This window comes from Sphaerochaeta halotolerans (assembly GCF_003429665.1).
Taxonomy (GTDB): Bacteria; Spirochaetota; Spirochaetia; order Sphaerochaetales; family Sphaerochaetaceae; genus Sphaerochaeta; species Sphaerochaeta halotolerans.
This window is the reverse complement of the sequence record NZ_QUWK01000017.1, coordinates 1-26,499: the sequence shown is the minus strand read 5'-3', so window position 1 is coordinate 26,499 and position 26,499 is coordinate 1. Positions and strand designations below refer to the sequence as shown.

Sequence of the window (26,499 nt, the reverse complement as noted above, 5' to 3'; positions counted from 1 at the left end):
TTTCTACATAGTAGTATAAATCAATCATGGCTACCAGTCCAAAACATACGTATATCCAATTCTTCACCGTGCTTATTGCCCTTATCCTTGGGATTTTTTTTATCAGATTGGCCATTCTGATGATTTTTGACCAATCTAAGGCAAAGATCTACCATGATCCAGAGGTGGCTGAGAACGTGGTAAGAGGTACAGTCTATGACCGAAATGGCAGAATTCTAGCCATAGAGAGACCGTACTGGGGAGTATACCTACATCTCAATATGATTGACGACATGAATCTAGTCAGTGAGGTCATCGCACCGTATGTGCAGATGAGTCCATCAGAGATACAACTGAAAGCGGAACAGTATACCACCTATGCCCAGATCAAGAAAGAAATTGATGACCGACAGGTAGAACCACTGCGTACTACCTTACGAGAACATGGCCTGCAGAACCAAGTGAACGTAGAGAAACGGGTTGGACGTACCTACCCTGCACAGTTTCATGCATCACAGACCATTGGGTTCACCAATAGGGAAATGGAGGGAATCGAGGGGATTGAACTGACGCAAGAATCCTATTTGCAACCCTACCCCGAGATTGGGAAGCAAGGAACTACCTATGGAGAGGATGTAACACTCACCCTGGATATGGATATCCAATATGCCTTGGATGTGCAGTTGCAACAGATTGCTGATGAATTCGCCCCTGATTACGCAATGGCAATGATTCTGGATGCCCGCAATGGTGATATACTGGGCATATCCAGTTTTCCCTGGTACGACATCAATGCACTGGGGAGCAGTGAAGCGGAAGAAAGAAGAAACAATGCTGTGAATCATTTGTATGAACCTGGGTCTGTTTTCAAGCTATTCAGTACAGCTTCCATCCTCCAGATTGGAGAAGCCAAGACGGATGAGCCATTCCTGTGTGATGGCTCCTACACGTTTAAAGCAGGATCCAGCAATGTTACAATCAACTGCTCATCTGCACATGGAGAGGTCGATGTGGAAACCATGCTTGCAAAATCCTGCAATGGCGCAATCTCCCACTGGGCACTTCAGACTGATGCTGAGGCCTTTTACGCCCTGTTGGGACAATTGGGGTTTACCGGCAGCTTTGACATCTCACTTCCTTCGAAGGCAAAAGCCTTTATAGCAGACCCTTCCCAGTGGTCCGGGCGAACCTTGCCCACCATTGCCTTTGGTCAGGAACTACTGGTGAGTGCGTTGCATCTCTGCGCTGCCGCAACAGCACTGTCTCCGAGCGGGGAACTCTTGGCTCCTCATCTCATTCTCTCCCGTTCCTCCCCCGTTACTGGAGAGAAAAGCTATCAAAGGGAACGCACCATACTTTCACAGGTGTTTGACCCTACCGTCACTGAACGTGTTCGGGAGGGCATGCACCGTGCTACGCTTTCAGGCGGAACGGGAACTCAGGCACAAGTTGAAGGAGTGAATCTAGGGGTAAAAACAGGAACTGCTCAATTATTCAATGAGGAGACAGGAAGTTACGAGGATGGGACTATCCTCGTTTCAACACTTGCCATGGTGCCAATCGACAGCCCAGAGTACATCATCTATGTGGGAGCTGGAAATCCAAAAGGTGCTTCCCTCTATGGTTCAAATGTTGCGGCCCCAGCCGTTGCAGCCATTGTAAGGACCCTTGTGAGTCAGGGGAAACTGATCACTACTGATACAACCATACTCTAGAGAGAGGGGAAGAATTGATTGAGTTCAAGGTTGAATCCTCGTAGCCGGGGGACCAGCAGGGAGGCATCAGCACGATGAAAATCCTCAGGAATCCCTTGCCCATCAGCCAAGAAGGAGATAGGAAGGCCAACCTCCTTTGCAAACAGGAGAATATTACCAATTCCTTGGGTTTCATCCAATTTGGTCACCAGCAATTTTTTCAGGTGGTATTCATTGAATAATGCAAAATGGGAGAGAAGATCGGTAAATTTGCTGCTTGCACTGACTACCAAGGTATACTCACGCTCCTTGTCATCGAATGAGGAAAACAAGTCGGAGAGAGAATCCCGCAACATGACATCCTTGCTGCTGCGCCCAGTGGTATCGACCAGAACATGGTCATATGTCTCCAGAATGTCCAGTAACCCAGCCAATACCCCTGCATCGGTAGCCTCATAGAGAGGGAGGGAGTACTCCTTTGCAAAACCTCTCACCTGTTCCAAGGCGCCTGGGCGATGCACATCGAAACTGAGTAAGGCCACTTTCTTGCCCTCTTTTGCCCTGAGATGGATTGCCAGCTTTACCAAACTGGTGGTCTTTCCCACCCCGGCAGGGCCTACCAACACCACATATCGTTGTTGGATGGCATCTTCAAACTGCAGATCCTCAAGCAGGAACTGGAAGAACTGAACCTCCAGCTCCGCTTGCCCCAGAGGTTTCCCTTCTGGCAAGAGCATGGATTTGATTAGTTCCACTTTGGTTGCAGGAATCTCATTCTGCTCTATAAGAAAGGAGAGATGTTCTTCTGCATTGAATACAGGCTCCTCAGCCATCGACTCTTCAGTCGGCTCGGTCTCATCTACCAGGAAGAAGGTGATACGACAGCGTTTTTCGCTGTGCAGCCCCCTCTTCACCTGGAAATCCTTACGTGCATGCACACGAACTGCACTGCCCCACTGTGTGCGGGCTTCTCTTAATGCATGTTCATAGTCTTCTGCTTCAAGCGTAAGGAATTCCAAATTGCCCCCTTAGAGAATGAACTTGGACAGATCCTGATCCTGTAGAACATCACGCAACCGTTCTTCAACATAGGCCGCAGTGATGGTGATGGTTTGACCTGAAAGTTCATCTGCACTGAAGGAGAGTTCCTCCAACAACTTTTCCATGATGGTGAACAACCTTCTCGCCCCTATGTTATCATTGGTTGTATTCACTTCATAGGCTATCTCGCTGACCCTCCTGATGGCAGCATCATCAAAGATGATTTCCACCCCTTCGGTCTTGAGTAGCTCATGATACTGCATGGTGATTGCATTAGCAGGCTCCGTGAGAATGCGATAGAAGTCATCAGAAGTCAAATCATCCAATTCGACACGAAGCGGGAATCGTCCTTGCAACTCAGGAATCAAATCACTGGGTTTGGAAACATGGAATGCCCCACTCGCGATGAAGAGGATATGCGTGGTATCAATCACACCCCACTTGGTGGAAACGCTGGTTCCTTCCACGATTGGGAGGATATCACGCTGGACTCCTTCCCTGCTGACATCAATGCCGGAGGAAGCACCTCCGCCTTTTGCAACCTTGTCGATCTCATCAAGGAATACAATACCCATCTGCTCGACCCGCTCCTTTGCTTCATCAATGGCGCGGTCGTTATCGACAGCCTTCTCTATCTCTTCTTCGGTAAAAATCTCACGAGCCCGTTTTATGCTCAACTTTCGGTTGTGCCCGCGGCCGTTTCCAAAGATTGAGCCAAGACTCTGCATTGCATCCTGCAACTCTTCCATGTTCGGCTGACCCAGGACTTCAATACCGACGCGCTTCCTGCTCTGGACATTGACCTCAATCTCACGATCATCAAAAGCACCGGAGCGAAGCATTTCCCTGAAGCGTTCACGGGTAACCTTCTTGCTGTCGGTAAAACTGGTACCTGCCGGCACCACATCACCCTTTTCCTCATCTTTCATCTGTGGCAGCAATATATCGAGCAGTCGCTCTTCAACCCTGCTGGCAACCTTTTCCTTCTCAGCCTCGGCCAGTTCAGCTTTCACTTGCTGTACCGCGATACTCATAAGATCCCTGATGATCGATTCAACATCTCGGCCAACGTATCCCACCTCAGTGTACTTGGTTGCCTCGACCTTGATGAACGGAGCGTTGGACAGCTTGGCAATGCGTCTTGCTATCTCGGTTTTTCCGACCCCTGTAGGTCCGATCATGATGATGTTCTTCGGAGAGACCTCGTCCCTGATCTCTTCAGGAAGCCTCTTTCTCCGAGTCCGGTTGCGGATGGCAACCGCTATGGTTCGTTTGGCCTTCTGCTGGCCGATGATATATTTATCTAGTTCTGAAACAATCTGAGAAGGCTTGAGCTCATCTAGTTTCCTGCTTGCTGAATATCCCATATGCTTACAATACCTCTACATTAATCTGATCATCTGTGTAGATACACACAGAAGCTGCTATCTGCACACTTTTTCTGGCAATCTCTTCCGCTGACATCGAGGAATCTGCTTCCAAATAGGCCAATGCTGCACTGAGTGCGTAGTTCCCCCCACTCCCGATGCCGATGGCATCTCTCTCTGGATCGACCACATCACCCGCACCATTGATCAGGAAGATTCGCTTCCCATCACTGACAAGCATCATAGCTTCGAGCTGACGCAGCTGCTTATCGGTTCTCCACTGCTTAGCCAGTTCCACTGCCGAACGGGTCAAGTCCCCATTGTATTGCTTCAATTTTCCCTCAAAAAGTTCAAAGAGGGTGAAAGCATCGGCAGTTGTGCCAGCAAAGCCGGTAATTACTTTTCCTTCATACAACGTACGCACCTTGTGTGCGTTCGATTTGAGAATTGTATCTCCTGCAGTGACCTGTCCATCGCCGGCTATGGCCACATGGCCATCTCTTCTCACTGCTACGATGGTTGTTCCTTTAAAACTACTCATGTTGTTTCCTTCCATGAGGATGACAGGACTTATAGACCCTTGCCAGCCTCTCTTTTGATACATGGGTGTAGATTTGCGTGGTAGAGATGCTTGCATGACCAAGTAATTCCTGTACCAATCGGATATCTGCCCCGTTGTCCAGAAGGTGGGTTGCATATGTATGCCTCAGTACATGCGGCGTAAATTGTTTCTGCCACCCGAGCCTCCTTCTATATGTAGCAAAAATACTACCAACCGTGCTCATCGGCAACTGTTTTCCCTGAATTGAACAGAACAAGTAGGGGGATTGGAATCGCTCTCTTTTCAGACTCAGATAGGTTTGCAACACCTTCCTGCAATGGTTTGTAAAGAAGACATAACGGCTTTTTGATCCCTTTCCCAAGACCAGGATACGCCGTTTCTCCCATTCGATTGCATCCTCTTCAATATTGAGCACCTCACTGATTCTGCAACCAGTGTCATACAACAAGGTGAAGAGTGAGATTGCACAAGCAGAGCGGAAATCATCATAGCTCTGACTGAGCAGCTCTGCCACCTCATGGACACTGAGGACCGTAGGAAGATGGTTTTGACTTCGGTGTGTAACCACTAAAGAGAATGGGTTGGCCGAACACACTCCCTGCTTGCACAGCGATGTATAAAAAGTTCTTGCACAGCTGATCTTCCGGTTCACCGTTGTCTCTTTATAGTGTTTATCAAATTTCAAGAACCGTAGATACATCCTTCCGTCTTCCCTGCTTGCCTCTGCCAAACCAATCCCAAGCGAGGCGAAATACAGTGAAAGTTGTTCCAGATCCCGTCTGTACGCCAGCAGGGTATGATCACTGAGATTACGAATCTGCTTCTGGGTTTCCAGGAACTCCTGGATCAAGGTCTCATGCATATGAGAGACTATACCATGCAGGCCCAAAACGATACAACGTTTTAGCTCCTCCCCGTTTCTCATTCACCCTGAAATGGGTCTCCCAACCAAGATATGGAGCAAGCTCGCTGAAGGATGAAATGCTAGGAGCTCCCATCTCGGCAAGGAAGGTGGTGCCGTCGTCCAAAGCCCCACCCCCTATCCCTTCTCTATGGACAAACACATCCTTTCCCTGGTCCAACGCTGAAGTGGCACAGTGCATGCAGCCACTTTTCCTTGGCGCCTGGATAACCATGGTTGCATTTCCGAGCGCAGTGGTCAGCATATTTCGACTCAAGCAACGAGAGGGGAATGCCACATCATCAGGTTCATAGGGAGAGAGCAATGAAACAAAGGGTAGTGCACGATATGCCTTGACCCGTCTTGTCGCCAAACCACAATCACAAATGACAAACGAATTGACTTTCAGATCCTGACTTGCATAGAGAGCAGTTCTGTCAACTCCTCGACTGTTGCTTGTCACCAAGGTGGTGTTGTTTGCACAGGTCTCGAGAGCAAAACGGTACGCCCGTTGCGCACCTTGCCCATCGGGATAGCGGGTTCCACAGAGGGAGAGCAGCTGTGCAGAACCTTCAGGCAAGACCTTGTTGTACATGAGTCGGAATGGTGGGTTCTCCATCTGGTAGAGCATGGGAGGATACCCATCCATTCCCCAAAAGCAGACGTGTACCGTTTGCTCTTCCTGAAGGAACTGTAGCATTCGCTTTACCCGGGCCATATTCGCCCCACGATTTGCGAGTTCTTGTAGTGTTATGCCAGAAGAAGCAAGTGCAAGGCGCTTCTCACAAGAGAGCGGCAGTAGGCTGAGAGCCAACAATAGGGAAAGTTTCATAGAACAGAAAGATAAAAAACAAGGGTGTTTGCTTCAGAACCATTCAACAATAACCTTGATCAGTAACAGGGAGAGCACCAGAAGCATGACCGGCTTCACGACTTTCTGACCGATTCTCAACGCCAGATGGCTGCCGATGTACCCACCAATGATGGCACTCACAGCACACGGAATTGCGATGGAGAAATCAATCACCCCATGGTAAAGAAACATGGACAAGGCAGCAATATTGGAGGCAAGGTTCACAATCCTTGCCGTTCCACACGCCTTGAGCAGGTCAAGCCCAAGTACCGCGGTAAAAATGAGGGTGAGGAACATTCCCGTTCCCGGTCCAAAAAATCCATCGTACATCCCAACAACCAGTCCGGTGATCCCACTGAGCACCAAGGTGAATGATTTTCCCCTTGGTTGGGCTTTACCAAAATTCGGATTCACCAACATAAATACCGCTAGGGAGGGTACCAGGATGATCAGGAGGAAGGAGAGATAGGTAGAAGCGTACAGTGTTGCCAGGTATGAACCGTAGGTAGAACCAATGAAAGTCGTTACGATGGCAATCCCGCCCACCAAGAAATTGACCTGTTTCTGGGACAGATACTGAATGGTCGCAATCAGGGTGCCACTTGCTGAGGCAAACTTGTTGTTCCCCAGAGCGGTCGTCGGGGGAAGGCCCACTGCAACATAGGCAGTCAGGGTGATCAATCCACCACCGCCGGCAATGGCATCCACCGCTGATCCGAAGGCGATGATTGGACAGAGAATCCAAAGCACACTCATGTTTACTCCTTGTCCTCCTGCTCGTCATGATACGCATCGTATGCGTGCTGCAGGGAGGCAGTATCCACATGGGTGTAGATCTGCGTCGTCTTGATATCTGCATGCCCAAGTAGTTCCTGGACACTTCTGAGGTCTGCTCCGCCTTCTAACAGGTGGGTGGCAAAACTGTGGCGGAGGGTATGTACCTTTGCATCAAGATTACACTTCTGACAATAGCCTACAAATCGTTTATATACTGCTTGCCTGGTGAGCTTCTTCCCTCTACGCCCGACAAAAAGGGCTTGGTTGGAAAGACGCATACCCACTAGGGCAGGGCGGATATCCTTAAGATAGGCCGCCAGGTACTGTGCTGCTATCTCTCCTACTGGGACAATTCTGAGCTTATCACGTTTTCCTAGCACCCTCAGCTTCCCATCCTGGTAATCGGAAACCTCCAAATTGCATGCTTCACTGATTCTCAATCCACAGGAATATATCAACTCAAAAAGGGTGCGATCCCGATATCCCAGAGGAGAGGCTATATCAATACTCTCGAGAAGTGCGTCTATCTGCTGCACGCTCGCCACCTGGGGAAGTGTCAGCGGTTTTTGAGAGTGGCTGACCAGTAGAACAGGGTTATCCTGCCGTATCTTCTGGAGTTGCAGAAAGGCAAAGAATGACCTGAGTGCACTAAGCGCCTTGGCAAGACTTGCTGAGGAAAGATTTCTTTGCTTCCTCTCCCCGATCAGATAGGCTTCCAGTTGCAGAGCATCTACCGTGTCCAGAGGAAGTGAGGTTTCCATCAAACGGGAAACTTCATAGAGATAGACCTGCAGCGTCGCCTGGGAAAGACGACGCTGCATCATCAGATAGTCCTCATACTCTTCAAGCAAAAGTTGGTCAACCGGAAGAGTCATACCTATTTCTCTTCTGATTGTTTCCTGGAGTACCTCAGTACGGCAGGGATGGTATAGTCATTGGAATTATTACCGGACCCTTTGCCCAACTGTTTCTGCAAATCCTGCCAGCGATTGACCTGGATGGCTGGAATGGGCTCCTCTTCACCCTGGGTATGCTTGGCTGCCGTAGCTCCATCTTCCTGTTTCTTCTCACCAACCTTGGAGGCAGCATAGTGGCGTTTGACCATATCCATTTCTGGTATCTCAGCCCCAACCACCTCTTCTCTCCGTTCAAATCCAGTTGCTACCACCGTCACCTTGATCCGGTCACCCAGCTCAGGATTGAAAGCCTGGCCTGCGATGATCAGCGCATCATCACTACACTTGTCGGTCACCAGCTCAACGACATCCTGGTACTCTTGGAGGGTAAGATTGTCACCACCAGAGAGATTGACCAAGACACTCTTTGCCCCTTCAATGCTTGCATTCTCCAACAAGGGGTTACTGATGGCCTGACGTGCTGCATCAACCGCACGGTTGGCGCCTTCTCCAAATCCGATGCCCATGAGCGCATCACCCTTGCCCTTCATAACAGTTCTGACGTCAGCAAAGTCTATGTTGATCTCACCTGGTTCAGTAATCAGCTCGCTGATGCCCTGGACACCCATGTACAGAACTTCGTCCGCCATCAGGAAGGCTTGCTTGATAGGGGTGTTGTTCTCCACTACTTTCAGCAAATACTGATTGGGTATGATGATCAGGGTATCCACCTGCTTCCGCAGTTTCTCAATCCCTGCCTGGGCCAACAGCAATTTCTTCTTTCCTTCGAATGCAAACGGGGTGGTTACCACTGCAACAGTGAGCGCATTACAACTCTTGGCAATTTCAGCAACGACGGGGACAGCTCCGGTACCGGTTCCCCCTCCCATGCCCGCGGTAATGAAGACCATGTCGGCATTCTCAATCTCGCGGCGGATATCCTCCTTGCTCTCCTGGGCGGCTTTCTCCCCTACCTCGGGGATACCTCCAGCACCAAGCCCTCCGGTCAACTCCTTGCCGATGGGAATACGGACCTGTGCATTGGATCGCTGTAAGGCCTGCATATCAGTGTTCATGGTAACGAACTGTACCTTTTTCAGGCCACTGGCAATCATACGATTAACCGCATTTCCCCCAGCACCTCCTACCCCGAGCACCTTGATGACCGTGGCAGTGGTTTGTTCATCCTGAACCATATCCTCAACTTCAAACATTCCAAAATCCATACTCTATTCCTTCGCCATCCGGCACGCTTAAAACAGTGTTCTGAAAAAACTACGGAGCTTTGATACTGCCCCACCTTCTTTACGACGCGTCCGCTCTTTGTGTGAACGTGTTCCGGTAGTAGTATCCCGTACCTTGCGGGCTTCGCTCTTCATCAAGCCAAGTACCGTCGTGTACTGGGGACTGATATAACTCCGATCCAACCCCCCGATAGCCTCAGGAAAGCCCAAGCGGGCCGGGAGCTGGAAAATTTCACTGGCTAGTTCGGTAACCCCACTGAGCAAGGCTCCGCCTCCAACCAAGACCACCCCACCGCCAAAGGAGCCATGTACCTGGGCTTTCTCCAAGTCACTCTGCAAACGACTGAAGATTTCTGCCATTCTTGGCTCTATGACCTTGCTGAGTTCCTTCTTTGGCATCTTGATGGGAGGAAGTCCTCCCACCTGGGGAATGAGTACCATATCCTCACTACTGACAGAAGGCACATAACTGTGTCCGCTCTCACATTTGATCTGTTCAGCGATTCCCCTTGTCTTGTTCAGGATGTAGGCAATATCATTGGTGACTGCATCACCGCCTAGGTTCACCCCACCTGTATATACGGGAGCCCCATTGGTATAGGCAATCATATTCGTGATACCACTGCCAATATTGATGAGGATTGTACCCATTTCCTTCTCTTCACTGCTGAGGACAACCTCTGCATCAGCGAGGCTTTGCAATACCATTCTCTCTACACTCAAACCGGAACGTTGGATGCACTTTCGCTCGTTCTGACAGATTGCAGAAGAAGCAGTTACAATCAGCACACGGCTTTCGAGCCTGTGCCCAAGCATGTCGATGGGATCCTTGATGCCCATCTGCCCATCAATCTGGAAGTCCTGGACCAATGTATGGAGAATTTCACGGTCCTGGGGCAGTTCAAACGCCCTGGCAACCTCGAGACTGCGGAAAATATCTTCCCGCTTGATTTCTTGGTCCTTGCTATTGATCCCCACCACCCCGGTGCTGGGAATCCCAACGATGTTCTCCCCACCGATTCCGATGATGACCTCGCTCATCTCTGCCCCTGCCTGGAGCTCTGCTTCGTTGATCACCGTTTGGATGGTCTTCAAGGTCTGCTCAATATTGACGATGGAACCGGCGCGAACTCCCTCACTGGGGTGCTCACAGATGCTGTCAACCATCAACTGGCCATCCCGGCTCACTGAGCCGATAACGCATCTTGTTCGGCTTGAGCCTATATCCAGTCCCATCAACATCTTATCACCAGCCATTACAACAACCCCCTTCTGGTCGGTCTCACCACCTGCGCACCAAACCCTCTCGATAGAGGTCATAACGCTTGTCTTCCGAGCTGAGGAAGGAGAGTGTATCCTGCTGGTCCTGTTGGGCCAGTGCCACGGCCGCTTGTATCTGGGCCACTCCTACAGGCTCCCTCACCCAAATCCGGGCATTGAGGGATGAGATTTCCAATACCATCTTTCCAAAGCTGTTACTACTATTATTATCGTATTTTATACTTGTTATCAAGGTAGTTTTCTCTCCAAGAGAATTTGCCAAATCCATCACCTGTTGAAAGGAACGGTCAAGTCCATAGGTCAGGAGCATCTGAGCATAGGAAAAGGGCACCTCTATTGTCACCACTTCCGCTTTCCAAGCATCAATATCTTCTTCAGGGATTTTCACCAACCTATTTCCCTCAACCAGAAAAGCCTCTTCTCCATCACTTGTCTGTACCAAGACAGGACTTTGAACCAAATAGACTGTTGCCAAGAGCGAAGAGGGCAATTTTCTGTGGAGCTGCACAGAGGATACTGTTGGATATTCGCCCAATTCTCGTTCCAGACGATAGAGATTCAAATCAAAAAGGGAGAGTCCCACAAAGGTTGCAAGATACTCCTTGAGGGAGGATGGAACTTTCCCGCTTCCACGCTCTGCAGTAACCTGGATGGTCACAACCTTGAACTGGGGAAGGGATTGAAGTGTTACAAGTACCATGAAGGCAACCAAGGGGAGTAATAACACGGTCAATTTCACCCACAGCGATACGCGTCTCATTGATCACCCCCTTGCGCAGGGAAATGAATCTCTGTTCGTTCCTCTTTCCCCAAGGAACTCTTGTTGAGGGGTATCTTGCCACTACTGATCAACAGGATTCGGTACAGCATTGCACAGCTGAGCAAGACAACCAGGAGATTGGTTCCGCCTTGGCTGAAGAACGGTAGCGGGATACCGGTGGGTGGCAACAATGCAGTTACTACCCCAAGGTTAAGAATGGCCTGGAAAAGCACCATACTGGTCAACCCGAAGGCAGTCAGGCTGAGAAAACGGTCCCTATCCTGCATTCGGCGACTTGCATGATAGCCCAGTATTGCAAACATGAGGAACAGGGCAAGTATGAATGCTCCACCGACAAACCCCAACTCCTCACAGACCGAGGCAAAGATGAAATCACTCTGCACTTCCGGTAGGAGCCCAAGCTTGAATGTGCCATTCCCAAGACCAACGCCGAAGAGGCCTCCTGAGGAGATGGCCTTCAAACCGGTGCTCACCTGATAATTCATCCCACTAGGATCAAGGGCGGGAAACAGGAATGAAACAATACGCTTAATGCGGTAGGACTGACTGAACATCGCAACGATTGCTGGTGGAATCAGAAATGCAAGAAGAATGACCATGTGCACGATTCTGAAGCCACTTGCAAGCAACATCGCAAAACTGATTCCCAGGAACAAAACCGCCGATGAGTAGTCTCTCTGAAGGAAAATCAGCAAGGTAATGAGCAAGCTGAATGCAATGGGCAACCCATGCTGCTTGATGATGGATTGCGTGCTACGATCCTCCTTATGGTATGCGGCGAAGAAAAGGATGATGCCCACTTTTGCAAATTCTGAAGGTTGAAAAGAGGGAAGCGGCCCAATCTGTAACCAGCGCTTGGAACCCAGCCGCTCCTGGCCAAAGGGACTGAAGAGTGTCAGCAACAACAGCAAGATGGATAGTGTCAACACAAGATAGGAAATCTTTTCCACCCAGCGAAGCGGAATGTAGCGAATGACCAACCATCCAAACAGGGCCAAGACTACGAACATCAGTTGTCGTGTAAAGAAGTAGTGATGAGGAAGTCCATGGATGAGTGCTTCATTGTATGAAGCGCTGTACAACATGATCAGGCCAAGGGAGGTGGTGAGGATGACGATACAGAGAAAGGTGAAGGCACTCAGGGTCCCTCCCCCTTCCTCAAGTGGTGCTTCTGTTTGTTGCCAGTCGTCAAAGTCCCTTCGTATATCCATGACCATCACCTGCTTATCAGCAATGAAACTGCTGCAAACAACCAGGAGACAAAGGTGAAACCAAGCACGATACGGCCCTCTTTCACTCCCTTGAGTTCGTAGGCATGGTGTAATGGTGCAATGGTAAATACCTTGCGTCCAAACCGCCTGATGGAAATAATCTGAATCAGGCTGGATGCCAGTTCAAGGAGGAACAAGCCACTGGCAAGGAAGATTGCCAGCTCACAGCCCATCAGGAGTGCCGACATTGCAATATAAGCACCAAGCGCATGACTTCCACAATCCCCCATGAAGTATCGTGCAGGAGGAAGATTGAAGAAAAGAAAGGCAAACAAGGAACCCAGCAATGCGCTGGAAGCTGGAACGCCCTGCCTTTGGGAGAACATGATGAGCAATAGGAGCATAGGGAACGTGCTTCCTGCAGCCAATGCATCGAGCCCATCGGTAATGTTCACTGCATTTACGAAATAGAGAATGTACAACAAGGCAAACACGTAGTACCCAATTCCCAGATCAAGCTGGAAAACCATCAAATCAATACGGGTGTCAAGCAAGTTCTGCCAGTTGGCCAAGACCAACAGCAACACTGCACCCTGCATCTGCAGTAGCAGTTTCACCATGGAAGGCAATCCATCCCCATTGGAATGCTTGCTTTTCATTTGGTCATCAAGAAAACCGATTCCCGCAAAAACAACCAAGGCAAACAAGGGGAAAAGTACCTGGGGATCGGCTAATGCTGGATCAAACAGGGAAATCAACAAGGTTCCCAAGGTGAATGCCAGTCCGCCAAGTACTGGAGTCCCTGCTTTTTGCCTCTGGAAGGCCATGAGCTCCGGCTTGACGGCAATGTCGCTCTTTTTTACAAAAAACAGCAGAACCTTCGAGATTACGAAGGTTGCAACAAAGGAAAGCATAAATAGGAGCAGCAACCTATCAGGCATACCGTAGGGGCCTCCTTGCAGCATATTCGGTGAGGGAAGGAATCATGCGTTCCATACCAACAGAACGAGAGGCCTTGAGCAGGAACAGGTCACCCCGATTGCTCTGTTTTTCTACACTGTGTTCCAGCTCCTCAAAGTTCTCAGTAAACAAAACCTTGTCAGCATAGCCAAGACGCCGTAGTTGGCTGGCGGCCTCTTCCATCTCACTGCCGAAGAGATAGGCTCTAGCAAACGTTGATCTGGCAAGCAGATTCGCAACGGCGCGGTGGGCTGCCTGTGATTGAGTTCCCAGTTCCTTCATCGGTCCAAGCACTACTTTCTTTTCCCCTCCCCACCTGAGATTGGAGACATAGGAGATGATACTCCTGGTGGAATCCAGGCTGGCATTGTAGGAATCATCAATGATGGTGATGTCGCTTCTGTGCACTGAGCTTCTTCCCGGCATCGGAGTGAATCCTTCCAACGAGCGGGCTATCTCCCTCGGACTTGCCCCAAGATAGGCTCCCACTGTAATAGCACCAACAACATCTTCGAGCAGATGCTTTCCTACTGCCCTGATCTGGAAGGTCTCCCCTCCATAGGTAACCAACCAGCCTTCCAGCCCCATGTCGACAGCTTGCACTGCATCCGCATCATACCGGTATAGTGTTCTTGAGGCTTGTTTCTCTATGCGTGGAAGATGCTTGCATGAACGGCTTACAAAACCGGCCTCAAGGTCGGGATGGAATATTTTAGCCTTCTCTTGGGCGATGATTTCCTGGCTTCCAAGCTTTTCAAGATGGGAGATGCCGATATTTGTCAACAATCCAAGAGTAGGCTTGAGTATGGAAACCATTCTGTCCATTTCTCCGACATGGTCGATACCCATCTCAAAGATTCCATAGCGGCTCTGTTTTTCCAAGGAGAAGGTACTCAGGGGAAGACCATATTCACTGTTGAGGTTTCCAGGGGTCTTGGCGGTAGGCCCCAGTTGTCCAGCTATACAGGCTATAGCTTCCTTGGTAGTACTCTTTCCACAGCTACCCGTGACTCCTACAGTGGTCAACTGGGGGAATAAGGAGAGGTATGAACGGGAAAGGGCATGGAGACTTGCAAGTACATCATCACTCACAAGAATGGCGCAATCGCACAAGTGCATTGCATCCTGTGCATGTTCAGAAGGTACTACGACTGCGGCTGCTCCTTTTTCAGATACAGCCTTGATGTATGTAAAACCATCGGTATGCTCTCCTTTCAAAGCAAAGAAGAGGCTACCACTGGAACAGAGTCTGCTGTCTATCTGTACGTCAACAATGAGCGAGGAAGTACTTCTGATGCAAGTTGCCTGACAAAGAGAGGCAATGGATGAGGCGGTAAAGGCAAACTGGTCAATATGCTGGTAGCTGTTCATTGGTTGCTCCTTGAGATTCCCAGTACAGCCTCCGCTTTGATGGGCTGGAATACGAGGGCTTTCTCCCAAGCTCCAGATGTCAAGGCTTCAGGCATGCTGAGGGAGGAAATACTTGCCATCAGGACCTGCTGTTCCTCTTCCAACGCCTGACGATTCTCCAACAGTCTCTGATATTCCATTTCAAGTGAGCGATTGATCCCACGCTGCCAGAGCGGGAGGAATATGGCTGCCATAAGGAGAAACAACATACCCAGGATCATGGCGTGTTGGAGGCGCTCAGAGTGATGGTGCTTTGCAGACGGTTGTCTGTCTATCTCCACCGTGTACCAATCCTGTACCATAACATCGCCTCCTTTAGAGCTTCTCGATGATTCTCAGTTTTGCACTCCTGCTTGCTGGGTTCTCCCTTACTTCATTTTCGCTGGGTACCAGGGGTTTTTTTGTAAGGATCCTTATGACTGCCTCACTTCCCTCAGCCATTCCCTTGAAGAGCCACTTCACCGGGCGATCCTCCAAAGAATGGAAACTGATGACCGCCAGTCTTCCCCCGCTTTTCAAGGCATTGACTGCGCCTTTGAGTGCGGGTTCAATTCTGTCCAGCTCCCGATTCACCTCGATTCGAATGGCCTGGAAGCTTCGGGTAGCAGGATGGATCCTGCCATAGCGATAATTGGGGGGAACCGACTTATAGATGATGGAGGCCAATTCTTCGCTGCCAGTAATCCTGTGCAACTTTCGCTCCTCAACGATCGCCCGCGCGATACGCCGGGAGTAACGCTCCTCACCAAACTGATAGATGACGTCCGCAAGCCGTTTCTCTTGATACCCGTTTACCACATCCTGCGCACTGATCGGGGCATCCTTGTCCAAGCGCATATCCAGTTCTTCATCCTTGCGGAAAGAGAACCCTCGTTCGGACTCCTCAAAGTGAAAACTGGAAATTCCCAGGTCGAAGAGTACCAGATCCAGGTCCTGTTCCTGATAGTCGGAAAAAAAATCATCGAACCAGATATTCTTGGCGGTAAAACGGTCTGCAAAAGGTTCCATCCTCTTGATTGCCTTCTGCTGGATTTCACGGTCACGATCCAGCCCTACAACTTCCAGATTTGGATATTTGGAAAGGAACAGGAACGTATGGCCACCCTCGCCGCAGGTACAGTCAACCATCTTTGCAGGACGGTCCTGAGGAGGGACCAAGTATTCAAGGATTTCTTGGGTCATCACTGGGTAGTGAACATACTCCATCAGAAGTCCTCCCTGATCATTTCACTAAGCGACTGTGCTGCGTCAAGGAATTCATCCATGCTTGCATGCAGGTACTGTTCATAGGCGCTCCGATTCCAAAGCTCCAGGTAATTACCGGTTCCAAGGAGTACTGACTCCTCTTTCGCAGCAAGGGAGACACTCTCCCTTAGGCTTTGGGGAATGTTGATCCTTCCCACCTTGTCAAAGTCGCACAACTGCGCGGGAGCAATCATGCCACGTTGCAGAATCCTGAGTTTCCGGTCAAACATTGCACCGGGGCCATTCATGATGGTGTTCTTAAGTTTTTCAAAATCGGAGGGAAGCATCAACCAGAGACAATTCTCCAGACCTCTGGTCACATAGAGGGCATCCCCTTCCATTGCACTACGCAATCGGGAAGGGATGAGTATACGACCCTTGTCGTCTATGGTGTTGTAAAACTCACCAGTCAACATGACCAGGCTCCTCACCGTATTCATGATTTGGGATTTTCTCCCACTTACATCCATAAATGTACACTTCTTACCACCACAGTACAACCAAACTTTCTTGCCTTTCCACCGGTATAGAGATAAAATTGTTGCTCACTGCTTAACAAGCGTGTACCTTTTCATAATAATTCACGGTTTTTTTCTGAATACAGAAAAAATCCCCTCCAAAAAGGAAGGGGATCGTTCAAAGCAAATCGTTACTTACCGTTCAGGGTTGAAGATGTTGTAATCGATGTCGCTGAATAAAATATCTCGCTTTTCTGCCTTTACCAACCACTCGGTGTTCACAGCATTCTTGCACATGTTCCCATAGACAACATTGAAGTTTTTCAGATGATCACCAATGCGCTTCTGGGCATATTCAGTACTGCTCTTATTGAACAGGATGAACGGCCAATCACTTGCCATGGAGAGCAGAACTTCCCGAGCAGCCTGATTAAGGAACCTCTGCTTCAGGCTGATCTGGTCATTGAACCGAACGGCAAGTTCTTCCATCCTCTCGATGGCCTTATGAATATGCCGGTAGGTCCAAGCGTTTGATCCATCAAGCCAAACCGCACTGTAGCCACCCTGGCCCCATGAGGAGAATGCTGGTCGCACGGTCTGCAGTGTGTCTCTCTCTTTTGCCAGGAAGGTAGATGGAGAGACGAAGGATGCTTGCTGTTCATGTTCTGCGTTCTGACGGAACACCTGCTCAAGCCAGTCAATACCTTCAAACCACCAATGGCCGAACAATTCAGCGTCATACCCCAAGGTAAACACCGGATTCTTGTCCAGGGCTCCTTCCAGCGTCTTGGTCTTCTTGTGAACGTTGTACAGGAAATTCTTTGCATGATCTGCCACACGCTTTTGAGCAAGATCACGACGATAGGGGACTTTCTGGTTTGTCTGTCCGGTGATTGCCCAATATTTGTAACCGGTGAAGACCCTCAGTGAGGGTTCATGGATATAGGGCTTGATGTACTCCATTGGAAGGTCATAACCGATATCGCGGTAGAACTCACGATAGTTGCGGTCAGTAGGATAGCCTGAAGCGTTGGACCAGACCAAACTGGTGGTCTGGAAATCCCTCGGGAAGGCGGCAACCCCATTCGGACACTGCACTGGACGATAGGTGCCATACTCGACCTTGTCGGGAGAGAGCAACATGCTCTGGCTTGCTGTCTGGAACCAAGAGATACCATGGTACTTCAATGATTCCTCAAGTCCGGGGTAATACCCACACTCCGGCAACCAGAACCCCTTGGGAAGATGACCGAAGGTGGTTAGGAAGGACTGCACTCCCAGTTCTATCTGTGCGTTGATCGCAGTGGGATAGTCTTTATAGAGCGGAAGATATGCATGGGTTGCAGCGGTCGTAGCCAGTTCCAAATGGCCGCTGTTCTCCAGCGCCTTGAAACCCTCCAGGATATTGCCTCGGTAACGGTCCTGGAAATCATTAAGATTCTCACGTGCCTGGTCGAGATAGAACCGTGCCATCTCGAGGAACTCTGGCTGTTCCTTTGTGCATCGCAGCACCTCTTTCTCCCCCAGCTCGATATGACGCTCAAGATACTCAAGGAATCGTTCCTTCAGCACAGGATCGGTGAGCATGCAACAGAGGGTGGGAGACAGGCTTATCGTCATCTTGAATTGTATCTTGTCATGCACAAGACGGTTGAACATTCTCAGCATTGGAAGATAACTTTCACTGATGGATTCGAAGAGCCAATCTTCCTCAAGGAATCGTGGGTATTCAGGATGCCTCACAAAGGGGAGATGGGCATTCAGGATGAATGCAACTGATGGATTGGACATTATAGTACCCCCTTGCACAATTGCTGTGCGAGATCCCTGATCACCGGATTATCAACAATCTCCCCTTCCTTGGTAACCAAGGAAGCGAAATTTGACAGGAAGGAGGCGTAATTATCCGCCAATTCTCCACTATGTTTCTGCCAATAGGCAGGATAGGTTTCCACACGCTTGCTCTGGGCCAAAGACATCTCATTGCCCTTACGGTCGCGCCAACAAAGGTCCACCAAGTAGGATGAACCCATATTGGGCAGGTTGATATTCCACTGGGTATCTTCACGGTCGACCGAAATATCAAAGGAAAGAACTTCCCCGCTCTCAATCCTGGTTTCTTGTACACGAAGGAACAGGCTGCTTGGAGCCTGTCCGTCCTCACCGAAGACCATCTGCCGGGAATCCGGGGAGATGGACCAATAGGCATAGGCCCATTGTGGATCTCGAAGCAGGAGATGGATGGAAGTATCCAAATAGGTTTCAGGCAACGGCTCGACTCCAGGAAGATCGCTCAAATTCTGCTTATCCCCACGGTAGTCAGTAAGGGAGTTGCAAAATCTATTTCTATGGATTTTTCCCTTCTGTGCCGAATAGACTTCATCGTCTTGTTCGCCGAAGGCTTCTTCCAAGGCGTCGATGAGCTCCTCCCGATCGAGTGTTTGCCAATCCTCCAAGCGTTCCTGCTGGGCGATATATTGCAACTCGGTAGTAGACAAGGAATCAATATTGATGAGAATCATGCTTACTCCCAAAAAGTATCCTTACGGACGTTCTTTAGGGCAATCGTAAAAGAATCAAAGCGCTTAGTCAACCAATGGCTCTTTTACCCTCAGTCGAAGAGGGTCTGCAACGCCAGGTCTACCATCGAGTCAAAGGTTGTCTGTCGGTCCTTTGGTGCAATCTGGTTGCCGCTGAGCAGGGAGTCACTGACGGTAAGCAATGTCAAGGCTTCAATTCCCTTGAGATGGGCAAGGGTATAGAGTTCACAGGTCTCCATGTCGACAGCCATCGTTCCCACCGACTGCGCAATTGCTTTTTTCTCATCACCTTTCATGTCATAGAATTGGTCGCTGGTAAATACATTTCCCACTGCATAACCGATTCCCATCTTCTTGACATTTTCATACGCACGCATGAGCAAGGAAAAGGTTGCTGTTGGTGCAAATTGATAGGTCCCAAACCGGCTCACATTCATTCCACTATCAGAGTCTGCTCCCTGGACAATGAGCACGTCCTTGAGCTTGAGTGACTCACTCATGGTGCCGCAAGTTCCAACACGCACCAGGCGTTTGGCTCCATAGCTATCAATCAACTCCTGGGCATAGATGGAAAAAGAAGGCATGCCCATCCCTGTTCCCTGTACAGAAACACGTTGCCCATGATACCTGCCGGTAAATCCATACATACCCCGAATCTCATTATACTGGACCACATCAGTTAGGTAGGTCTGTGCGATATGCTTTGCCCGTAGTGGATCACCAGGCAATAATACGGTATCTGCTATGCTGTTTTTATCTGCAACAATATGAATACTCATGGTTTCCCCCTGACCCTATCATTCACCAGAATGCAACAATGTGCAAGATGATGTGCCAAATGGTAGTCCGGCCTCTTGTTAGTATGGTATACTGCCCCAGCTATATGAAAACAAACAAACGAGACAAGACATCCCTGATTCTGCACGGACATTTCTATCAGCCACCAAGAGAAAACCCCCAGACGGGACTTATCGGAAAGCAGCTTACTGCGAGCCCGTTCCCTGACTGGAATGAACGTATACATGCAGATTGCTACAAGGCTAACAGCCTCTCAAGATACCTCTCCGGAGTCAGGAGAATCCTAAGCCTGACCAACAACTATGCTTACCTGAGTTTCAATTTTGGGCCTACCCTGCTCAGCTGGATGGAGAAGTATCATCGGAACACCTATAGGCTCATCCTGGAAGCTGACAAACAAAGCAAAGAGCGTCTGGGTTTTGGCAACGCCATAGCCCAGGCGTACAACCACACTATCCTGCCCCTTTGTACAGAAGAGGATGCAAGAGTCCAGATCCGTTGGGGACTGGAAGACTTTGCACAACGATTTTCCAGGAAAGCCGATGGAATCTGGCTGCCGGAGACGGCAATCAGCCCAATGGTCATCGACATCCTTGCTGAAGAGGGAGTTTCCTATGTCATCCTCTCCCCTTGGCAGTGCAGAGCTATCGAGGACAAGGAGAAAGGAAGAATCGATCTGGAAGGTAGAGGGGCCCCCTACGACAGGCCATTCCTGCTGCAGGGAAGCAAAGGGAAGACCATCAGTGCCTTCTTCTACAATCCCCAGTTGGCCGAAGGCATCAGTTTTGGCCACTATCTGAGGGATGCAGACTCGCTTTACCAACGTCTTGTTGCCATCAAGCAAGAAGACAAACCCTCCCTGCTCCATACTGCAACCGATGGAGAAATCTATGGTCATCACGAACCCTATGGGGACATGGCCCTCTCCGCGCTGATAAAGAAGGTTGAGGAACGAGACGACTTCACGTTCACCAACTATGCAACCTATCTTAAGGACCATCCAGCTACAGAGCTGGCATACCTGCATGACGGGGAAGAAGCAAAGGGAACCAGCTGGTCATGCATCCATGGAGTATCCCGTTGGTACAAAGACTGCGGTTGCCATACGGGTGGTGAAGAGGGTTGGAACCAGAAATGGAGGACCCCACTTCGCCTTGCTTTCGACAATCTCTCAAAAGAGATTGATGCAATCTTCACGAATGAAGTCACCAAAGCTTTGGGTAATGCTATTGACCCAAAAGAGCTGCTCTACCAATCCTCGGTTGTTGTCAGTCATCTCAAGGATATGGACAGTTTTCTCTCCTCCTACACAAACGATGCAGAGACAAAACATACCTTGGCAATGCTGTTGGAAGGACAGAAATACAAACATTTCTCCTACACCAGTTGCGGCTGGTTCTTCAATGACCTTGCAGGACTGGAGCCAAAACAGAATATTGCCTACGCTCTTATGGCGGTAGACTTGTACAATCCTTTCAGCAAGAAAGACTTACTTGGGCAACTTTTGGAAGACTTGGATAAGGCGAAGGCCAACAGGAAGCAGGATGGCAGCGGCAAGACACTTGCAAAGGAGATCCTGAAGAATCTTCCCGGTGAGGTGGAGGCAGCACTTTTCTTTGCACTCAACCGCAGAATCGCACGTAAACAGGATTATGCGGACACCTATGGATGGTTCCAGTTGGAATCATACACAGAGGAGAATGAGCATGCTGATAAGCTCTTGGTCACCAATACAGAAACGCTTGCACAATTCATCTGTACCGCACGTGACCCGAATCCAAAGCAAGCCACGCTTGAATATATCATGGAAATACATGAAAGAGGGACAGATACCGTAAAAACCACCAAGATCGGTCACAACCAGATTCCATTGCGTATGCGCGACCAACTGTTTGACCAGATCGACAGGAGCGTGTGCACCCTTGACTATGAAGCACTCAGGAGATTGTCAAAAGACGTTTTCCATTATGCTACACTAGCAAAGAATGTACCGTACCTTCCGATGGGATCCCTCTACGAGGAGTTGATTGGCTGCTCCTTGAGTTCAATCAAGAGCCTGTTCATATATGGGAGCCTGGATAAATGGGATGAATATAAGCAAGATTTTGCCTTGATGCTTGACTTCCTCAAGAAGTATGGCAAGCAACCGGATATCGACCTGGTTGCTTCCATCTTCCACACTGAGATGACCAACCTTGGTGAGAAAATTCAAGAGGATGGACTCTATGAACGAAACATACGTTTCATCCTGGAATTCTTGCAGATTGTCAGGGAGCGAGGATTTCAACCCGACCTGACAGCTCTCCAGAATGCAGTGTATCCATATGTGAGCATGCAGAAACAGCCAAAGAAAGGAGACATCCTCTCGATCAATGCATTGGCCAAGGAATTGAACTTTGATGTGTATATCAGTTAATTGCTAATGAGCTTTGCTAGCTCCGGGTCCTCCTCAAGGACCATCTGGGCATAGGAACAGAGGGGAACAATCAGTTTCCCCTCTTTCTTTGCATACTCTACGACAAGCATTACCAACTTCCTCGCTATGCCCTGCCCTCTAAGGCTGGGAGAAACATACGTGTGATCGATTGCAATACGGTTATCCCCGAGAGAGCGCATTGTAATTCTTGCCATGGGTATCTCATGTTCTTCGCCATAGGCAAATCCGTTATCAGCTTTGTAATAGTCCATCAGCTCCTCCCTGTTTGCAGTAGCTTCTTTGCATGCCCAAGGCTTTCACTGCTTGAGTCATCTCCACTGAGCATCCTTGCGATTTCTTTCTGCCGCTCTTCCTCTTTTACGCTTTTGATCATGGAGTAACTCATCTGGTTTCGTATCTCCTTGTGCACCACTAAATGGGTATCTGCCTTGCTTGCAATAGAAGCGAGGTGGGTAATGACAATCACCTGATGTGAGCGACTCAGGTTGGCCAGTTGGTCGGCGACAGCGAGCGCTACACTGCCTCCAATACCGGCGTCTACCTCGTCAAAGATCAAGGTAGGGACCGCATCACTCTCTGCAAGGCTGGTTTTCACCGCAAGCATGATACGTGAGAGTTCTCCACCACTGGCTACGTCCTTGATGGATCGCATCTCAAGTCCAGGGTTTGCACAGATTTCATAGCTTACCTCATCAATTCCCTGTGGACCAGGTTGTACCTGGGAAAAGATAATAGAGAAAACCGCTTCTTTCATTCCCAATGTCCTGAGTTTCTGTTCAACCTGGGAGGCAAGATTTTCTGCTGCACTTCGACGTTTTTCCGAGAGTACCCGTGCTTTGCTTGTCATCAGCTCGGAAGCGGTGGCTATCTGTTTTTCCAGCTTGCTCAACCAGATTTCCTGTTCTTCTGAGAGATTGAGACGGTTCTGGCTCTCCTGATAGAAGGAGCAAACTGCTTCCAGGGTATGTCCGTATTTCTTTTTCAGCCGTTGCAGGGAGGCAAGTCTTCCTTGCAATCTGTCGAGTTCTTCCTCACTGTAACTCATGGAAGAGCGGTAGTCACGAATGCTCTCATAGATGTCCTCAATCTCGATTGCTGCGCTCTCAAGTCGGGAGACATATGTTTCCAGGGAAGGATCGGCTTTTGCTGCACTGGCAATCTGGGAGCCTGCAAGGGAGAGGGAGGTAAGGGCACTGGTCCCAACTTCTCCACCATGCAGGGCTTCTATGGCTGAACTCAAGGATTCATGGATCTGCTCATAGCTTGCGATGACTCTTACCTGCTCTGTAATCTGATCATCCTCCCCTACTTTCGGGTCAATCTTTGCAATCTCATCAACGGCAAATCGAAGAAAATCCTCTTCCTTCTTCGCTTGTTCCAGCTGTTGCTTCCTTTGCTCCAATTCGTTTTTCAGTGCCTGATATGACTCGTAGGCAGAACGGTAGGCACGCTTCTCTTCCATACAGGTCCCGTATGCATCAAGCACTGCAAGCTGGTTTGCTGCGCTGAGCAAACTCTGATGGTCTCTCTGTGCACTGATATCAAGCAGTTCCTTGCTGATTGCTGCCAACTCTGTACGGCTGGATAGTCGGCCTTGCAATGATACCGAGGACCGTCCATTATTCTTGATGGTCCTGCTCACGATCAGGCTCTCTTCTTCAATCGAAATTCCCTCGCGTTCAAGATACGCAGCTAGATTGGGCGGGTACGGAGGGGTAATGGCAAACGAAGCTCTCACCGTGGCACTTTCCTGGCCACTCCTGATGGATTGCACTTCGGTTTTTTCTCCCAGGAGTAAGGAAAGAGCACCCAGGATAATTGACTTTCCTGCACCGGTCTCACCGGTTATGACAGTAAAACCATCAGAAAATTCAATAACACTGTCTTCGATCAGTGCATAGTTGTGTATTTCAAGCCGCTCAAGCATGCAATCCTCCCCCAGACCAATTCAGTTTATCACGTAATACTTCTATGTAGTTACGTCTTTCGCTTGCAACCAACAATGCTTTACTCTGGGATTTTTCCACAATAACCATGTCTTCTTCCTGCAAGCAGAAGTTCTGCTGTCCGTCTACCGAGAGCATCAAACCCGTTCGTTGACCTTTAGGTATTGTCAGCGTGATGGTTGAATCACCGCTTACAACCAGTGGTCGGTTCGACAGGGTGAACGGGCAAATGGGGGTTATTATCAAGGAAGTGAGGTCCACGTCCAAGATGGGCCCCCCGGCGGCCAGGCTGTAGCCTGTAGAACCAGTGGGGGTCGCAATAATCATGCCATCTGAACGGAAAAACCCTGCCTCAGTCGATCCAATATGGAGCGAGAGGCTGACGACCTTGCTGATGCCACTTGAAGAGACCACCATCTCATTCAGTCCATGAGCGGTGAATATCTTCTTTCCCTTTCTGAAGACACCTACCCGTATCATCAAGCGCCTGCTGATGGTGTTTTTACCTGCAAGAAAGTAATCAATTGCTTCCTGCCACTCATCAACGGATATCTCGGTGATATACCCAAAGGTCCCCACATTGATGGCAAGTATGGGAATCCCTAAATCCTGGAGATATCGTGCACAGTAGAGTACCGTCCCATCGCCTCCAAGACAGATGACCAAGTCAGTCTCTTTTTTCACAACCAAGGGTTCGTTGCCTTTGTTCGTGCGGCTTACACTACTCTCAATCCCCTTTCCTGCAAGGTAGTCGACGATTGTTTGAGAGAGGGTTTGAGCTGGTTTTTTGCTCCAGTTTGCAATGATCAATACATGGCGTACCTGTCTCTGTTCCATGGTTGGCTCCTTATGGTAGGTGACTGATGACCTTTATCAACAACTCAGTATCTGATTGTTTCAAGAATGGGTACAGGGGAAGTGATATTCCCCTGAGATGGGGTGGCAATGCATTGGGGAAAAGATCAAATCGGTCACTGAAGTCCCTTGCCAAGGTACTTGCAAAGGTTTTCTGTACTGAGACTTGATATTTGTTTGCAAACTTGATGGCATCCTCCGCTCTGGAATCCAGGACAACACAGAATCCATAACCGTTCGGTTTAAAATCGATGTTCCCGATTCCATACACCTTGTGCTCGGTTTTCAGCAGGGCATTGGAAAAAAGCGTATAAAACTCTCTTCTCTTGGAGAGATGCTCTTCAAGGTTGGAAAGTTGGATCATACCCAGTGCTGCATTCATATCGGGGAGTTCAACATACTCCCTGAGTCCACGAAAGAGCGAGTTGAGTGCTTTTTGATAATCACCATGCATAGTGGCCAAGACAGCCCCACCAGCAGCACTGACGACAGCATCCTCCTCCAATGCGCAGACAACAAGGTCTCCATACCCACCTGCTTTCTCTTCATCAAAGCAGCTACCAAGGCTCTGGCTGATATCCTCAATGATCGGAACACCCAGTTGGCGGTATTCACTATGCAGAGGAATCTGGCACATAGGCTCATGAATCAAAATAGCTTGAACTCCTGCTTCGACGAGACGGATTGCTTCACCTTGGCTGAGACAGCCACTTTCTGCATCGATATCACCAAGCAACAGTTCGAGTTGCAGATCTTTCGCCACCGAGCTGTAGAGAGAAGGAGAGAGAACACTCACTCCGATTTTTGCTCCTGGGGGAAGCCCTAGAGCAAGCAGCGATGCCCGCAATGCATCAGGATAACTGCGTAAGGCGATTCCACTACTGGCTCCTATATAGGTACAAAACTGTTTCAAAAACTCATTCTTGCGTTCACCGGGCCCTATGCGTTCATCGACCATGGTTTGTAGCACTGCATCCATGTCTTTTCTGCGTAGTGTTGGTTTATAGAATGGGATTAAAGCCACAGGTTCCTCCTCGGGCAAGTATAGCCGTATTTCATATCAATTGAAAGGTACAAAATGTGGTGGTGTACCTTCCAAGACAAAAATACCCTCCGGGAAAGGAGGGGATGGGGGAAAAGCAAAAAAAAGGGCCCGGCGGCTACCTACTCTCCCACGGCTGCCCGTAGTACCATCGGCGTGAGGGTGCTTAACTTCCGTGTTCGGGATGGGAACGGGTGTGTCCACCCTGCTGTGGCCACCGG

General features: G+C 49.4%; 25 protein-coding genes and 1 rRNA gene. 2 read left to right on the top strand and 24 right to left on the bottom strand.

Going from position 1 to position 26,499, the window contains the following annotated elements:
• The first annotated feature begins 26 nt into the window (after positions 1-26).
• Positions 27-1,694 carry a peptidoglycan D,D-transpeptidase FtsI family protein gene (locus DYP60_RS12745; RefSeq protein ID WP_117331399.1) on the top strand — a complete coding sequence of 556 codons (1,668 nt, stop codon included), beginning with the start codon at positions 27-29 and terminating at the stop codon, positions 1,692-1,694.
• On the opposite strand, the gene DYP60_RS12740 is transcribed toward DYP60_RS12745, so the two are convergent.
• The 19 genes from DYP60_RS12740 to deoD all read right to left on the bottom strand — a co-directional run bounded on the left by DYP60_RS12740 (position 1,691) and on the right by deoD (position 19,979).
• Positions 1,691-2,692, bottom strand: coding sequence for a flagellar biosynthesis protein FlhF (locus DYP60_RS12740; RefSeq protein ID WP_117331398.1), 1,002 nt, complete (start codon positions 2,690-2,692; stop codon positions 1,691-1,693). The genes DYP60_RS12745 and DYP60_RS12740 overlap by 4 nt on opposite strands.
• Positions 2,693-2,701: 9 nt before the next feature.
• Complete coding sequence (gene hslU / locus DYP60_RS12735; protein WP_117331397.1) at positions 2,702-4,081, bottom strand: ATP-dependent protease ATPase subunit HslU; 1,380 nt, start codon at positions 4,079-4,081, stop codon at positions 2,702-2,704.
• A gap of 4 nt (positions 4,082-4,085) precedes the next feature.
• Positions 4,086-4,622 (bottom strand): ATP-dependent protease subunit HslV, encoded by a 537-nt coding sequence (hslV, locus tag DYP60_RS12730; RefSeq protein WP_117331396.1) that lies wholly within the window; start codon positions 4,620-4,622, stop codon positions 4,086-4,088.
• Complete coding sequence (locus tag DYP60_RS12725; RefSeq protein WP_117331395.1) at positions 4,615-5,505, bottom strand: tyrosine-type recombinase/integrase; 891 nt, start codon at positions 5,503-5,505, stop codon at positions 4,615-4,617. The genes hslV and DYP60_RS12725 overlap by 8 nt, the downstream gene beginning before the upstream one ends.
• Positions 5,498-6,376 (bottom strand): DNA-processing protein DprA, encoded by an 879-nt coding sequence (locus tag DYP60_RS12720; RefSeq protein ID WP_117331394.1) that lies wholly within the window; start codon positions 6,374-6,376, stop codon positions 5,498-5,500. Before DYP60_RS12720 ends, DYP60_RS12725 begins: the two co-directional genes overlap by 8 nt.
• Before the next feature lie 33 nt (positions 6,377-6,409).
• Positions 6,410-7,153 carry a TSUP family transporter gene (locus DYP60_RS12715; protein ID WP_117331393.1) on the bottom strand — a complete coding sequence of 248 codons (744 nt, stop codon included), beginning with the start codon at positions 7,151-7,153 and terminating at the stop codon, positions 6,410-6,412.
• 2 nt (positions 7,154-7,155) lie between these two features.
• Complete coding sequence (locus tag DYP60_RS12710; protein ID WP_117331392.1) at positions 7,156-8,049, bottom strand: tyrosine-type recombinase/integrase; 894 nt, start codon at positions 8,047-8,049, stop codon at positions 7,156-7,158.
• A gap of 2 nt (positions 8,050-8,051) precedes the next feature.
• A complete protein-coding gene (gene ftsZ / locus DYP60_RS12705; protein ID WP_117331391.1) occupies positions 8,052-9,296 on the bottom strand; it encodes a cell division protein FtsZ in 1,245 nt (414 codons plus the stop codon).
• Positions 9,297-9,323: 27 nt separating this feature from the next.
• Positions 9,324-10,571 carry a cell division protein FtsA gene (gene ftsA / locus DYP60_RS12700; protein WP_117331390.1) on the bottom strand — a complete coding sequence of 416 codons (1,248 nt, stop codon included), beginning with the start codon at positions 10,569-10,571 and terminating at the stop codon, positions 9,324-9,326.
• 25 nt (positions 10,572-10,596) lie between these two features.
• Entirely contained in the window at positions 10,597-11,355 is a 759-nt protein-coding gene (locus tag DYP60_RS12695; RefSeq protein WP_117331389.1) for a cell division protein FtsQ/DivIB, read from the bottom strand.
• Entirely contained in the window at positions 11,352-12,587 is a 1,236-nt protein-coding gene (locus tag DYP60_RS12690) for an FtsW/RodA/SpoVE family cell cycle protein (protein WP_117331410.1), read from the bottom strand. The genes DYP60_RS12695 and DYP60_RS12690 overlap by 4 nt, the downstream gene beginning before the upstream one ends.
• A 5-nt stretch (positions 12,588-12,592) precedes the next feature.
• On the bottom strand, positions 12,593-13,528 hold the full coding sequence (locus DYP60_RS12685; protein WP_165849575.1) for a phospho-N-acetylmuramoyl-pentapeptide-transferase: 936 nt from the start codon (positions 13,526-13,528) through the stop codon (positions 12,593-12,595).
• Positions 13,521-14,918 (bottom strand): UDP-N-acetylmuramoyl-tripeptide--D-alanyl-D-alanine ligase, encoded by a 1,398-nt coding sequence (locus tag DYP60_RS12680; protein WP_117331387.1) that lies wholly within the window; start codon positions 14,916-14,918, stop codon positions 13,521-13,523. Before DYP60_RS12680 ends, DYP60_RS12685 begins: the two co-directional genes overlap by 8 nt.
• A complete protein-coding gene (locus DYP60_RS12675; RefSeq protein WP_117331386.1) occupies positions 14,915-15,259 on the bottom strand; it encodes a hypothetical protein in 345 nt (114 codons plus the stop codon). Before DYP60_RS12675 ends, DYP60_RS12680 begins: the two co-directional genes overlap by 4 nt.
• A gap of 13 nt (positions 15,260-15,272) precedes the next feature.
• Positions 15,273-16,163, bottom strand: a complete 891-nt coding sequence (gene rsmH / locus DYP60_RS12670) for a 16S rRNA (cytosine(1402)-N(4))-methyltransferase RsmH (protein WP_117331385.1) — start codon at positions 16,161-16,163, stop codon at positions 15,273-15,275.
• Positions 16,163-16,642 (bottom strand): division/cell wall cluster transcriptional repressor MraZ, encoded by a 480-nt coding sequence (gene mraZ, locus DYP60_RS12665; protein ID WP_237446268.1) that lies wholly within the window; start codon positions 16,640-16,642, stop codon positions 16,163-16,165. The genes rsmH and mraZ overlap by 1 nt, the downstream gene beginning before the upstream one ends.
• Before the next feature lie 213 nt (positions 16,643-16,855).
• Entirely contained in the window at positions 16,856-18,451 is a 1,596-nt protein-coding gene (locus tag DYP60_RS12660; protein ID WP_117331383.1) for a glycoside hydrolase family 57 protein, read from the bottom strand.
• Positions 18,451-19,182 (bottom strand): DUF4912 domain-containing protein, encoded by a 732-nt coding sequence (locus DYP60_RS12655; RefSeq protein ID WP_117331382.1) that lies wholly within the window; start codon positions 19,180-19,182, stop codon positions 18,451-18,453. Before DYP60_RS12655 ends, DYP60_RS12660 begins: the two co-directional genes overlap by 1 nt.
• A gap of 89 nt (positions 19,183-19,271) precedes the next feature.
• The gene (gene deoD / locus DYP60_RS12650; protein ID WP_117331381.1) at positions 19,272-19,979 is read right to left on the bottom strand and encodes a purine-nucleoside phosphorylase; all 708 of its coding nucleotides are present in this window, start codon (positions 19,977-19,979) and stop codon (positions 19,272-19,274) included.
• Between the two features lie 104 nt (positions 19,980-20,083).
• Between deoD and DYP60_RS12645 the strand changes: the two genes are divergently transcribed.
• Positions 20,084-22,414: a DUF3536 domain-containing protein gene (locus DYP60_RS12645; protein WP_240622884.1), complete on the top strand. Its 2,331-nt coding sequence runs from the start codon at positions 20,084-20,086 to the stop codon at positions 22,412-22,414.
• Here the strand turns inward: DYP60_RS12645 and DYP60_RS12640 are convergent.
• The 5 genes from DYP60_RS12640 to rrf form a co-directional block, all read right to left on the bottom strand.
• Positions 22,411-22,686, bottom strand: a complete 276-nt coding sequence (locus DYP60_RS12640) for a GNAT family N-acetyltransferase (RefSeq protein WP_117331380.1) — start codon at positions 22,684-22,686, stop codon at positions 22,411-22,413. The genes DYP60_RS12645 and DYP60_RS12640 overlap by 4 nt on opposite strands.
• The gene (gene recN, locus DYP60_RS12635; protein WP_117331379.1) at positions 22,686-24,362 is read right to left on the bottom strand and encodes a DNA repair protein RecN; all 1,677 of its coding nucleotides are present in this window, start codon (positions 24,360-24,362) and stop codon (positions 22,686-22,688) included. The genes DYP60_RS12640 and recN overlap by 1 nt, the downstream gene beginning before the upstream one ends.
• Positions 24,355-25,218 carry an NAD(+)/NADH kinase gene (locus tag DYP60_RS12630; protein ID WP_117331378.1) on the bottom strand — a complete coding sequence of 288 codons (864 nt, stop codon included), beginning with the start codon at positions 25,216-25,218 and terminating at the stop codon, positions 24,355-24,357. Before DYP60_RS12630 ends, recN begins: the two co-directional genes overlap by 8 nt.
• A gap of 10 nt (positions 25,219-25,228) precedes the next feature.
• Positions 25,229-26,260 carry a DegT/DnrJ/EryC1/StrS family aminotransferase gene (locus DYP60_RS12625; RefSeq protein ID WP_117331377.1) on the bottom strand — a complete coding sequence of 344 codons (1,032 nt, stop codon included), beginning with the start codon at positions 26,258-26,260 and terminating at the stop codon, positions 25,229-25,231.
• Between the two features lie 127 nt (positions 26,261-26,387).
• Positions 26,388-26,499, bottom strand: a 5S ribosomal RNA gene (gene rrf, locus DYP60_RS12620).